The following is an 11646-nucleotide window of genomic DNA, read 5'->3' as shown; positions in this document are numbered from 1 at the left end:
GAGGGGGCGGCGTGCGGTGGGGCGGTGGCGGGATACCTCGGCGGCCGCGGGGCGCGCGGCGCGGCCGTGCCAGGGGTGGTGACGAGGGGCGAGTGGGGCGAGACCCATGATCACTCGCACGTCCCGCACCCTACGGAGACTTCCGGGGTCATGGCCGGAACCGGGCGGGGGCATGGCAACCTTGGGGCATGGCCGTTCAGATCAACCCCAGCATCCTGTCCGCCGACTTCTCCCGGCTCGCCGAAGAGGCCAGGGCCGTCGAGGGCGCCGACTGGCTGCACGTCGACGTCATGGACAACCATTTCGTCCCGAACCTCACCCTCGGCATGCCGATCGTGGAGTCCCTGAGCCGGGCCACGGACATCCCGCTCGACCTGCACCTCATGATCGAGGACCCCGACCGCTGGGCGCCGCAGTACGTGGAGGCCGGTGCCGGGTCGGTCACCTTCCACGCCGAGGCCGCCGCCGCGCCGGTGCGCCTCGCGCGGGAGATCCGGGCCAAGGGGGCGCGGGCGTCGATGGCGCTCAAGCCGGCCACGCCGATCGAACAGTACGAGGACCTGCTCCCCGAGCTGGACATGGTGCTGATCATGACGGTCGAGCCCGGCTTCGGCGGGCAGTCCTTCCTCGACATCATGCTGCCCAAGATCCGGCGTACCCGGGAGCTGATCGCCAAGCACGGGCTGGAGCTCTGGCTCCAGGTCGACGGCGGGGTGTCGGCCTCGACGATCGAGCGGGTCGCCGAGGCGGGCGCGGACGTGTTCGTCGCCGGGAGCGCGGTCTACGGCGCGGTCGACCCGGCCGCCGCGGTGCGGACGCTGCGTGAGCAGGCGAGTGCGGCCATCGCCGCCGCGCCCTGGGGTTGCGACCACTGAGACGAGGCTTGGTGAACAGCTCGGTGAACGGGAGCTGTCCAGGCTGATCAACGGCCGTCGGATCTGACAGGATGAACGGCGAGTCGAGAGTGTGAACACGAGAGTGTGAACAGCAGTGAGGAGAACGCGGTGTCTGCAATGTCGGCGGGACGGTCAGCCCTGCGGATGGGACCCGCGGAGCTGGTGCAGGCGGCGGCCATGGCGCGCCGCTTCTACCTGGAGGGGAAGTCCAAGATCCAGATCGCCGAGGAGTTCGGCGTGAGCCGCTTCAAGGTGGCCCGGGTCCTGGAGACGGCGCTGGAACGCGATCTCGTGCGCATCGAGATCCGGGTCCCGGCCGAGCTGGACGCGGAGCGGTCGGACGCGCTCCGGGCGCGGTACGGGCTGCGCCACGCGGTCGTCGTGGAGTCGCCGGCCGACGCGACCGAGGACGCTCCCGACCCGGAGAACCTCGGCGCGGTCGCGGCCGACCTCCTCGGCGAACTCGTCAACGAGGGCGACGTGCTGGGCCTGGCGTGGGGCAGGTCGACCATTCACATGGCCGCCTCCCTGCACCGGCTGCCTCCCTGCACGGTGGTCCAGCTGACCGGCGTGTACGACGCTGGGACCGCCGAGCGCGGCTCCGTGGAGGCCGTACGCAGGGCCGCACAGGTCTCCGGCGGCGACGCGCACCCCATCTACGCCCCCATGCTGCTGCCCGACCCGGCGACGGCCGCCGCGCTGCGCGGCCAGACGGGCATCGCGCGGGCCTTCGAGTACTTCGACAAGGTGACCGTCGCCGCCGTCTCCATCGGGTCCTGGGAGACGGGCATCTCCACGGTCCACGACATGCTCACGGACGAGGAACGGGCGCACTACGCCTCCCTGGGCGTCGCGGCCGAGATGTCCGCGCATCTGTTCGACGCCGAGGGGCGTCGGGTCGGACGGGACCTCGGCGAGCGGTGCATCACCGTCGAGGCCGACCGACTGCGTCGGATCCCCGAGGTCGTGGCGATCGCCGGTGGGCTGCGCAAGGCCTCCGCGATCGGGGCGGTGCTCCGGTCGGGCCTGGTGACCAGCCTCGTCACGGACACGGCGGTGGCCGACTACCTGCTCACCGAATCCGCGCCGGGGCTCCGGCCGGCGCTGGAACGGGCCGACCCGGACGACTGACCGGGCCCCGTCGGGGGTCGGTGGTGCGGATGGTGCCGGAATTGAGATCCGAACGGCGGACCGTGGGGCGGCCTGTGGGGCGCATACTGGGTTCAATGACAAAGTCAGCAGTACCTCGCCGCCATTTGCCGTCCAGCCCGTTCAAGGCCCCTGTGGAAGCGCCCTTGCGGCACTTCAGCGTGGGCGACCGGGTTACTCACGACGAACACGGTCTCGGCCGTGTCGTCGGTATCGAGGAGGGGATCGCCGTTCTCGTCGACTTCGGCTCGGTCCAGAAACGAATCCTGAGTCCCTACACCAAGATGGCCGCGCTCTGAGGCCACCGGGCGATTCGCGAGCGAATCGGATATTTGGCACGATCGGTGCATGATCTTTCGGAACGTGCCCCGATCGTTGCTGCGTGTGCTGGGGGCGCTGTTCCTCTGTGTCGCGCTGGTCGGTGCGGCGGGCTGCGGTGCGAAGAATCCCGCGCCCACCGCCGCCAGCCCGCCCGCCACGGCCTCCGCCCCCACCGGGGGCGACGCCGCCGTGCCGAAGTGGGCGAAGGGGATGGCCACGGTACGCGCGGACGCGCTGCCGCGGCAGGCGCGTGAGGTACTGGCGCTGATCGACAAGGGCGGGCCGTACCCCTACCGGCAGGACGGGACCGTCTTCGGGAACTTCGAGAAGGCACTGCCCCGCCAGAAGCGCGGCCACTACCACGAGTTCACCGTGACGACACCGGGGGCGCGCGACCGCGGGGCCCGGCGGACCGTGACGGGCGAGGGCGGGGAGTTCTTCTACACGGACGACCACTACGAGACCTTCAAGGCGGTTCTCCGATGACCCTCGAAGCGCAGCCGCTCGAACCGGCCCTCGCCGCCGCCCGGGAGGCGGGGTGGACGACCCTGCGGCTGGACCTGGACGGGGTACGGAGCAAGGCCGAGCTGATGCGGCGCGTCGGCGAGGCGCTGCGGGTCCCGGAGTGGTTCGGCGGCAACTGGGACGCGCTAGCGGACGCGCTGATCGACCTGTCGTGGCTGCCGGCGGCGCCGGGGCGACTGGTCGCGGTGACCTCCTGGCGCGGGTACGAGCGGGCCCGACCGGGCGACTGGGAGACCCTGCGGGAGATCCTGGAGGAGGCCGTGGACTTCTGGGCGCGCGGCGACGACGGACCGCCGTCCCCGCTGACCGTGCTGTTGGCGGACGGGGCGGCGACGGATCGCGGGGAATCGCCCCGGCCTCCGCGCCGCGGACCCCGGCGGGACTGACCCGACGGGCGGGAAGGTGGGGGCCGGGGCCCCACCGGGTCACGGGGTCTTGGGTGGCTTGGGGAGCCACGGCGGGGTCTGGCCCCAGGACCAGACCGGGATGTCGGCCGCGTCGACCGGCGGGGGATTGGCGCCCGAGTAGATCAGCGCCATCCGGGTCCCCCATTCGATGTAGTAGACGAAGACCGCCCGGAACTCGGGGTCCGTCGGGAGCTTGACCTCGTCGGCGGTGTCCAGCAGCAGGTCCACCCAGCGGCGGCGCTGCTTCTCGGTGATGCCCCGGCCCACCGTCTGCGACGCCCGGCCCGTCTTCACCACACCGGCCCGCTTCCCGGACGCCGACGAGGTGATCGTCGACTGGCCGCACCGGCACCTCGCCGCGGAATGGGAGGCCGGGCGCCTGGACGCCCGTACGGCGGTCTGCGTCCTGACCCACGACGCCAAGTTCGACGTCCCGCTGCTCGCCCTGGCCCTCGGGCTGCCCCTGGCCTACGTGGGGGCCATGGGTTTCCGGCGCACCCACACCGAGCGGGCCGGACGACGGCGGGAGGAGGGGGTGACGGAGGCCGCCCTGGCCATCGCCGCCGAGTAGGCTGCCACCGACCGGAACCCCCGATTCCCGCGCCCGACCGCACCGGCCCGCCCGGTTCGGGACCAACGTCCCGTAGGAAAGAACCACCCGGCCCGGCATGTCCTGGACGATCGACCCGGGCGGCACGAACACCAGGACATGGGAGAATGAAGTACGTGCGTTTCCTCGGCTGCCCCGCCTGGGCATGACGGGCTCCTCCGAACGACTGGGATGTTCAGCACGTGCGTTTCCTCAATGACCTGAAGCCGCCGTACGACCTGACGTACGACGATGTGTTCATGGTGCCGAGCCGCTCCGCGGTCGGCTCCCGCCAGGCCGTGGACCTGTCCTCGCCCGACGGCACCGGCACCACCATTCCGCTCGTCGTGGCGAACATGACCGCCATCGCGGGGCGCCGGATGGCCGAGACCGTCGCCCGCCGCGGCGGCATCGTCGTCATCCCGCAGGACATCCCCATCGACGTCGTCACCGACGTCATCTCCTGGGTGAAGACCCGCCACCACGTGCTCGACACCCCGATCACCCTGGCGCCCACCCAGACCGTCGCCGACGCGCTGTCCCTGCTGCCCAAGCGGGCCCACGGCGCCGGCATCGTCGTCGACGCCGACAACCGCCCCATCGGCGTCGTCACCGACCACGACCTGACCGGCGTGGACCGCTTCACCCAGCTCTCCGAGGTCATGTCGAAGGAGCTGCTGCTCATCGACGCCGACATCGACCCCCGCGAGGCCTTCAACAAGCTCGACGCCGGCCACCGCAAGCTGGCCCCGGCCGTCGACAAGGACGGCAGGCTCGTCGGGATCCTGACCCGCAAGGGCGCCCTGCGCGCGACCCTGTACACCCCCGCCACCGACGCTCAGGGCAAGCTGCGCATCGCGGCCGCCGTCGGCATCAACGGCGACTTCGCGGCCAAGGCCAAGCAGCTCCTCGACGCGGGCGTCGACACGATCGTGATCGACACGGCCCACGGCCACCAGGAGTCGATGATCAACGCGATCAAGGCCGTCCGCGCGCTGGACCCGCAGGTCCCGATCGTGGCGGGCAACATCGTCGCCGCCGAGGGCGTCAAGGACCTCATCGAGGCCGGCGCCGACATCATCAAGGTCGGTGTGGGCCCCGGCGCCATGTGCACCACCCGCATGATGACCGGCGTGGGCCGCCCGCAGTTCTCCGCGGTGATGGAGTGCGCGGCCGAGGCCAAGAAGTACGGCAAGCACGTCTGGGCCGACGGCGGCGTCCGCCACCCGCGCGACGTGGCGATGGCGCTGGCCGCCGGCGCCTCGAACGTCATGATCGGTTCCTGGTTCGCCGGGACGTACGAGTCCCCGGGCGACCTCCAGCAGTCCGCCGACGGTCGCTTCTACAAGGAGTCCTTCGGCATGGCCTCGGCCCGCGCGGTGCGCAACCGAACCTCCGAGGAGTCGGCCTACGACCGGGCCCGCAAGGCCCTCTTCGAAGAGGGCATCTCCACCTCGCGGATGTTCCTCGACCCGACCCGTCCGGGCGTCGAGGACCTGATCGACTCGATCATCGCGGGCGTGCGCTCCTCGTGCACCTACGCGGGCGCGGGCTCCCTCGCGGAGTTCGAGGAGAAGGCCGTGGTCGGCATCCAGTCCGCCGCCGGCTACGCCGAGGGCAAGCCGCTGCACGCCAGCTGGAGCTAGGCCTTGCAGCCACCCGCCTGACCGGCGCGTTCTTTCCGCGGCCCCGGGCCCGCCCCCTCCGGGCGGTCCGGGGCCGCGGGCGTTCGTGGCGGGCTTCCCGACCCGCTGTCTGCATCACCACCATCCCGCCCCTCGTAGCCTGGTGACAACTCGTCAGGATCCGAGAGGCTCTTCTGTGACCACGTATCTCGTCGGCTCGCGCGCGAGCAATCTGGCCAGGACCCAGGTCCGCGAGTTCCTCGCGCCGCTGCGCGAACGGTTCCCCGACGTGACGTTCACCCACCGGGTGATCCTCGAAGGCGGGGACCGGGACCGCCGCTCGCTCCTGGCCGACGTCTCCGCCGTCAGCGGCGGCTCGGCGTTCAGCAGCGAACAGGAGGCGGCGCTGGTCCGCGGCGACGTGGACGTCGTCGTGCACTCGCTCAAGGACCTGCCCACCGAGAGCCCGGCCGGCCTGACCCTGCTTCCCCCGCCGGTCCGCGAGGACGTGCGCGACGCTCTGCGGATCCACGCTCGCCGCACTGCGCGAGGGAGCCCGCGTCGGCACCGGGTCCGCCCGGCGCAAGGCCCAACTCCTCGCCGTCCGACCCGACCTCGACGTGGTGCCGATCCGAGGCAACGTGCCGCCGAGGCTCCGCAAGATCCAGACGGAGGGTCTCGACGCGGTCGTCCTCGCGGCCGCCGGTCTGCACCGGCTCGGACTGGGGGACGCCGTCGGGGAGTTCCTCCCGCTCGGGGACTTCCCCCCGTCACCCGGACAGGGCGCGCTCGGCATCCAGGTCCGCGAGGAGTCCGCCGCGCTGCGCGAGATCCTCTCCACGGTCGGCGACCTCGACACCGATGCCCGGGTGCGCGCGGAGCGCGCCCTGCTCGCCGAACTGCACGGCGGGTGCAGCGTCCCCGTGGGAGCCCACGCCCGCACCGCGCCCGACGGCACCCTCACCCTCCACGCCCAGGTCACCTCCCTCGACGGCCGCCGCAGGGTGTCGGGAACCCTCACCGGGCCCGCGGACGCGCCCGAGAAGATCGGCGCCGCCCTGGCCGGTGAACTGATCGACGAGGGCGCCCGCGAGATCCTCGACGCGGTACGCGCCGCCCTCTGACGGCCGCGCGGGCCCGCCCGTCGCGGCCCGGAGCGGCCCGCCCGAGCCGGACCCGGCGCGCCCCGCGCCCGAACCGCGGGCGTCGCCGGCCGCGCCAGGCCCGGACCGGAGACCCCGCCCGAGTCCGGTCAGTGCCGGTGCCGGCCCGGCGGGGGGCCCGGTTCACCGGGCGTGGACGTGTGCACGCCCGCGCGGTACTTGGGGATCCGCACGGTGATCTTCATGCCGGCGCCCACGCCCGTCTCGATGACGAGCCCGTACTCGTCCCCGTACACCTGCCGCATCCGCTCGTCGACGTTCGGCAGGCCGACGCCCGAGGAGGAGCCGGACCGCTCCCCGGCCAGGATCCGCCGCAGCAGCGCCGGATCCATGCCCACCCCGTTGTCCTCGATCGTCAACACGGCCTCCGAGCCCTCGTCCCGGGCCGCGATGGTGATCCGACACTCCTCGGTGGAGTCCTCCAGCCCGTGCTTGACCGCGTTCTCCACCAGCGGTTGCAGACACAGGAAGGGCAGCGCCACCGGCAGCACCTCCGGGGCCACCCGCAGCGTCACCTTCAACCGGTCGCCGAACCGGGCCCCCGCCAGGGCCAGGTACTGCTCGATGGAACGCAACTCCTCGGCCAGCGTGGTGAAGTCGCCGTGCCGACGGAACGAGTAGCGGGTGAAGTCCGCGAACTCCAGCAGCAGGTCCCGCGCGCGCTCCGGATCGGTCCGGACGAACGAGGCGATCGCGGCCAGAGAGTTGAAGATGAAGTGCGGGGAGATCTGCGCCCGCAACGCCTTGATCTCCGCCTCCATCAGCCGGGTGCGCGACCGGTCCAGCTCCGACAGCTCCAGTTGGACCGAAACCCAGCGCGCGACCTCCGTCGCGGCCCGCACCAGCACCGCGGACTCCCGCGAGCCGTACGCGACGAGCGTGCCCAACATCCCGTCCTCACCGGTCAGCGGAGCGAACACCGCCCACTTCAGCGGACAACCCGGCTGCCGGCAGTCGGTGCGCAGGCTCACGCTCCGCCCCGACTCCAGCATCGCCGTCACCCGGGCCATCGCCCGCCGCTCGTGGTGGTCGGCGCCCGGACCGTCCCAGGCCAACACCGCCTCCCGGTCGGTCAGACACAGCGCCTCCGTGCCGAGCAGCGACCGCAGCCGCCTGGCGGCCTTGCGTGCGGCGTCCTCGGTCAGGCCGGCCCGCAGCGGGGGAGCGGCCAACGAAGCCGTGTGCAAGGTGTGGAAGGTGGCCCGCTCGACGGGAGTACCGAGGTCCGGCCCCGACGCCCGGTCGCCGCGCCCCGCCTGCCACCGCCCCCCGGCCCACCCCAGGCCCAACAGCAGCGCCGCGCCCGCCAGGGCCGGCGCCGCGCCCACCACCGCGCCCAGGACGCCCGTCACCGCGCGTCCCCCGCCCGGTGCCCGGCGACGTCCTCCGGCAGGTGCAGTCGCGCCAGCGTCGCCGCGGTCCCCGCCGGGATCCGGGACCTCGTGCCCAGCGACACCACCACCATCGTCAGGAAGCCCAGCGGCACCGACCACACCGCCGGCCAGGCCAGCAGGGTGTGCGCCCAGCCCGGCGACGCCAGCCCGCAGCGGGTCGCCACCACCGCGCCCAACGCCGCCCCGCCTCCGGTGACCAGCCCGGCGACCGCCCCCGGCGGGGTCAGCCCGCGCCACCAGATGCCCAGCACCAACAGCGGGCAGAACGAGGACGCGGACACCGCGAAGGCCAGGCCCACCGCGTCCGCCACCGGTACCGCCGTCGCCGCCACCGCGCCCACCAGCGGCACCAGCATCGCGACCACCACCGCCAACCGGAAGCTGAGCACCCCGCGACGGGGCAGCACGTCCTGGTGCAGCACCCCGGCCACCGCCATCGTCAACCCCGAGGCCGTCGACAGGAACGCCGCGAACGCGCCCCCGGCCAACAGCGCCCCCAGCAGCTCGCCGGGCAACCCGCCCACCATCCGAGCCGGCAGCACCAGCACGGCGGCGTCCGCGTCGCCGGTCAGCGCCAGCTCGGGCGTGTAGATCCGGCCCAGCGTCCCGTAGACCGGCGGCAGCAGGTAGAAGATCCCGACCAGCCCCAACACCACCAGGGTGGTGCGCCGGGCGGTCCGGCCGTCCGGGCTCGTGTAGAACCGCACCGCGACGTGCGGCAGGCCCATCGTGCCCAGGAAGGTCGCCAGGATCAGTCCGTACGTGGCGTACAGCTGATGCCCCCGCCGCTCCCCGGACAGCGGCTCCGACCAGCCGGCCGGGCCCGGGCCGGACTCCGCGCGGGCGTCGGGCACCCGGCTGTCCGGCGCGAACTCCAGCCGGGTGCCCGCCCGTACCGAGTGCTGCCCGGTGGCCAGGACCAGCGACTCGCCCTCGACGGCGCGCCCGTCCACCCGCCCGGTCACCGTCACGGCCAACGGCTCGTCCAGCGCGATCCGCAGGTCCTCGCCCACCGTCACGGCGGTGTGCTCACGGAAGACCGCCGGTGCGTCGAAGCCCGCACGCGGGGCCCCGTCCCCGGCCCAGGCCGCGATCAGGAAGAAGGCCGGCACCAGCAGGGCGGTGAGTTTGAGCCAGTACTGGAAGGCCTGGACGAAGGTGATGCTGCGCATCCCGCCGGCCCCCACGGCCGTCGTCACCACACCGGCCACGACCAGCCCGCCGGCCCAGGTCGGGGCCCCGGTGAGGATCTCCAACGTCAGCCCGGCGCCCTGCAACTGGGGCAGCAGGTAGAGCCAGCCGACCCCGACGACGAACAGCACGGCGATCCGGCGCACCGCCTGCGACTCCAACCGGGCCTCGGCGAAGTCCGGCAGGGTGTAGGCCCCCGAGCGCCGCAACGGGGCCGCCACCAGCACGAGCAACACCAGGTACCCGGCCGTGTAGCCGACCGGATACCAGAGCATCTGCGGCCCCTGGAGCAACACCAGCCCCGCGATGCCGAGGAACGAGGCGGCGGAGAGGTACTCCCCGCTGATGGCCGCCGCGTTCAGGCGGGGACCCACGGTGCGCGAGGCGACGTAGAAATCGGAGGTGGTCCGGGATATCCGCAGGCCCAACGCGCCGACGAGCACCGTGACCAGGACGACGACGGTGACCGCGGTCAGCGCGTACGTCTGGTTCACCGGGCGGTCCTTCGACGGGGAGAGGCTGTGGGGAGAGGGGAGGGGCGACGGGCTGCGGGGACTTTCGGAGTCTATGCAGCGCCCCGCACCGGCGAACAGGCGCGTTCCGGCACCTCCGCGAAAGCCGCGCACCGCCGCGTCGGCGCCCTCCCCGTGCGGCGCGGGCCGGGGTGCCCCGGGCGGGGTGCTTCAGCGGGCCGGATCGCGGTGGTCCGCGCAGTCGCGCAGGGCGATCTCCAGCTCCACGTACGACTCCTCCGCGCGACGGAAGGCCTGCATGAGGGCCGCCTCGGCGCGCGGCGGCAACTGCCGGCGGGTGCCGTCGTGGGCCTCGTACAACAGGTCGGCCCAGCGGGCGGCCGCGCTGCGCAGCCGGGCCAGCAGGGCCTCGGCCTCGGCGGGTCCGGCGGGCCGGGTCCGGGGCAGTCCGCTCAGCGCGTCCAACAGCGCCTCGATCTCGGACAACCGCTGCTCCTCCCACGCCGGAAGATCCACGATACGCGCGGCCGGCCGGCGCGGGTGCCGCCGAGGCGACCGGTGCGACCGACGGGCCCCGGGCATCGCCGTACGCCCGCCCCGGCGCGATGAACGGCGCGTCGGACGGCGCGTCGGACGGTCGGCGGTCCCGGAGGTCAGCCGGTGGCCTGGCGCATCAGGAGTTCGCGGAGTTCGCGTGCGTGGCGGCGGCTGACCTGGAGTTCCGCCGAGCCGACCCGAACGGTCGTGACGCCGCCGTCCAGGCGCAGTTCGTCGATCCGGCGCAGCGCCACCAGGTGCCTGCGGTGGATCCGGACGAACCCGCGGGCCGCCCAGCGTTCCTCCAGCGTGGACAACGGGATCCGGACCAGGTGGCTGCCCTCGTCGGTGTGCAGCCGGGCGTAGTCGCCCTGGGCCTCCACGTGGGCGATGTCGGCGATGGCCACGAAGCGGGTGACCCCGCCCAGTTCGACGGCGATCTGGTCCGGCGCGCGGTCGGCCACGGCGACCTCCGGCTGCGAGCGGCCGGGCCCCGCTGCCGCCGCGACGGGCGGCGCGGCGCCGTCCGTCCCGGTCGAGGGGGTCGGGAGGTCCGCGGCGGGCGGCTCCTGTACCCGGCCGAGTTGGGCGCCGACCCGGCGGACGGCCTCGGCCAGCCGCTCGGGACGGACCGGCTTCAGCACGTAGTCGACCGCCTTGAGGTCGAAGGCCTGGACGGCGAACCCCTCGTGGGCGGTGACGAACACGATCAGCGGGGGACGCGCGAACCCGGCCAGCAGCCGGGCGATGTCCAGGCCGGTCAGCCCGGCCATGTGGATGTCGAGGAAGACCACGTCGATGCCGTCGGGGCCGTCCGGGCCGCTCTCCAGCGCCCGCGTGATCCGGCGCAGTGCCTCGGTGGCGTCCGAGGCCCCCTCGGCGCTGCGGACTCTCGGGTCGGAACGCAGCAGGTAGAGGAGTTCCTCCAGCAGGGGTCTCTCGTCGTCGACGGCCAGTGCGCGCAGCATGGGGGCGAGTCTAGTGCTGCACCGCGAAAGTTCGTGGAGGGGGGTTGGGCCGGTCAGGCCGGGCTGCCGAGGTAGAGGGTGCCGGCGCAGGTAAGGCAGTCCTCGGGACTGCCGATGGGGAGGCCGGTGGGGAGGAAGTTGTCCTCGTACTTGCCGCTACTGGCGAGATAGAGAGCGAAGCCCCAGGTGTGCAGCGTCCCGGCGAAACGCGGACGGCACAGAGGGACGGGTTCGTCCTCGTCATTCGACTCGGCGGCCACGTAGGCGAATCCGGCACGGAATCGGACCTGCACGGACTCGACCTGGGGCCAGAGGGCGCGGGCGTGGACGGTCAGCCGGTGTCGCAGGTGGTGCTGCGTGGAGTCGGGCGGGTTCTTGGGCACGACCCCATCGTGCCGCCCCGGGCCA

At 73.2% G+C, this 11646-nt stretch carries 11 protein-coding genes and 3 pseudogenes; 8 read left to right on the top strand and 6 right to left on the bottom strand.

What is annotated here, in order from left to right; genetic code table 11:
- Nucleotides 1-188: 188 nt before the first annotated feature.
- The 5 genes from rpe to OTB19_RS08460 all read left to right on the top strand — a co-directional run bounded on the left by rpe (nucleotide 189) and on the right by OTB19_RS08460 (nucleotide 3277).
- A complete protein-coding gene (gene rpe, locus OTB19_RS08480) occupies nucleotides 189-875 on the top strand; it encodes a ribulose-phosphate 3-epimerase (RefSeq protein ID WP_267797430.1) in 687 nt (228 codons plus the stop codon).
- Between the two features lie 138 nt (nucleotides 876-1013).
- Nucleotides 1014-2027 (top strand): sugar-binding transcriptional regulator, encoded by a 1014-nt coding sequence (locus OTB19_RS08475; RefSeq protein ID WP_267797527.1) that lies wholly within the window; start codon nucleotides 1014-1016, stop codon nucleotides 2025-2027.
- A gap of 95 nt (nucleotides 2028-2122) precedes the next feature.
- On the top strand, nucleotides 2123-2344 hold the full coding sequence (locus OTB19_RS08470) for a CarD family transcriptional regulator (protein ID WP_267797429.1): 222 nt from the start codon (nucleotides 2123-2125) through the stop codon (nucleotides 2342-2344).
- Nucleotides 2345-2393: 49 nt separating this feature from the next.
- Nucleotides 2394-2852, top strand: coding sequence for a ribonuclease domain-containing protein (locus OTB19_RS08465; protein ID WP_267797428.1), 459 nt, complete (start codon nucleotides 2394-2396; stop codon nucleotides 2850-2852).
- Nucleotides 2849-3277, top strand: coding sequence for a barstar family protein (locus OTB19_RS08460; RefSeq protein ID WP_267797427.1), 429 nt, complete (start codon nucleotides 2849-2851; stop codon nucleotides 3275-3277). Before OTB19_RS08465 ends, OTB19_RS08460 begins: the two co-directional genes overlap by 4 nt.
- Nucleotides 3278-3316: 39 nt before the next feature.
- Here the strand turns inward: OTB19_RS08460 and OTB19_RS08455 are convergent, their stop codons facing one another.
- Entirely contained in the window at nucleotides 3317-3565 is a 249-nt protein-coding gene (locus OTB19_RS08455) for a hypothetical protein (protein WP_267797426.1), read from the bottom strand.
- On the opposite strand from OTB19_RS08455, the pseudogene OTB19_RS08450 reads away from it, so the two are divergent.
- From OTB19_RS08450 to hemC, 3 genes and pseudogenes are all read left to right on the top strand, one after another.
- Nucleotides 3558-3854 (top strand): annotated as a pseudogene (locus OTB19_RS08450) (XdhC family protein); the annotation flags it as partial. The gene OTB19_RS08455 and the pseudogene OTB19_RS08450 sit on opposite strands and share 8 nt — an antisense overlap.
- 236 nt (nucleotides 3855-4090) lie before the next feature.
- Nucleotides 4091-5533 carry a GuaB1 family IMP dehydrogenase-related protein gene (locus OTB19_RS08445; protein ID WP_267797425.1) on the top strand — a complete coding sequence of 481 codons (1443 nt, stop codon included), beginning with the start codon at nucleotides 4091-4093 and terminating at the stop codon, nucleotides 5531-5533.
- An 85-nt stretch (nucleotides 5534-5618) separates the two neighbouring features.
- Nucleotides 5619-6636: pseudogene (hemC, locus tag OTB19_RS43570) on the top strand (hydroxymethylbilane synthase).
- A 128-nt stretch (nucleotides 6637-6764) separates the two neighbouring features.
- Here hemC and OTB19_RS08430 read toward each other — a convergent pair.
- From OTB19_RS08430 to OTB19_RS08410, 5 genes and pseudogenes are all read right to left on the bottom strand, one after another.
- Complete coding sequence (locus tag OTB19_RS08430; protein ID WP_420716810.1) at nucleotides 6765-8027, bottom strand: sensor histidine kinase; 1263 nt, start codon at nucleotides 8025-8027, stop codon at nucleotides 6765-6767.
- Entirely contained in the window at nucleotides 8024-9754 is a 1731-nt protein-coding gene (locus OTB19_RS08425; RefSeq protein WP_267797424.1) for a cation acetate symporter, read from the bottom strand. Before OTB19_RS08425 ends, OTB19_RS08430 begins: the two co-directional genes overlap by 4 nt.
- A 189-nt stretch (nucleotides 9755-9943) precedes the next feature.
- Nucleotides 9944-10219, bottom strand: coding sequence for a hypothetical protein (locus OTB19_RS08420; RefSeq protein WP_267797423.1), 276 nt, complete (start codon nucleotides 10217-10219; stop codon nucleotides 9944-9946).
- Nucleotides 10220-10386: 167 nt separating this feature from the next.
- Nucleotides 10387-11238, bottom strand: a complete 852-nt coding sequence (locus OTB19_RS08415; RefSeq protein WP_267797422.1) for a LytR/AlgR family response regulator transcription factor — start codon at nucleotides 11236-11238, stop codon at nucleotides 10387-10389.
- Between the two features lie 53 nt (nucleotides 11239-11291).
- A pseudogene (locus OTB19_RS08410) lies at nucleotides 11292-11646 on the bottom strand (hypothetical protein); the annotation flags it as partial.

Source organism: Streptomyces sp. H27-H5, assembly GCF_026627505.1.
Taxonomy (GTDB): domain Bacteria; phylum Actinomycetota; class Actinomycetes; order Streptomycetales; family Streptomycetaceae; genus Streptomyces.
This window is presented reverse-complemented; position numbering and strand designations above follow the sequence as displayed.

Coding starts and splice junctions, on each gene's coding strand:
- rpe (WP_267797430.1), top strand. CDS start 189: ATGGCCGTTCAGATCAACCCCAGCATCCTGTCCGCCGACTTCTCCCGG.
- OTB19_RS08475 (WP_267797527.1), top strand. CDS start 1,014: ATGTCGGCGGGACGGTCAGCCCTGCGGATGGGACCCGCGGAGCTGGTG.
- OTB19_RS08470 (WP_267797429.1), top strand. CDS start 2,123: ATGACAAAGTCAGCAGTACCTCGCCGCCATTTGCCGTCCAGCCCGTTC.
- OTB19_RS08465 (WP_267797428.1), top strand. CDS start 2,394: ATGATCTTTCGGAACGTGCCCCGATCGTTGCTGCGTGTGCTGGGGGCG.
- OTB19_RS08460 (WP_267797427.1), top strand. CDS start 2,849: ATGACCCTCGAAGCGCAGCCGCTCGAACCGGCCCTCGCCGCCGCCCGG.
- OTB19_RS08415 (WP_267797422.1), bottom strand. CDS start 11,238: ATGCTGCGCGCACTGGCCGTCGACGACGAGAGACCCCTGCTGGAGGAA.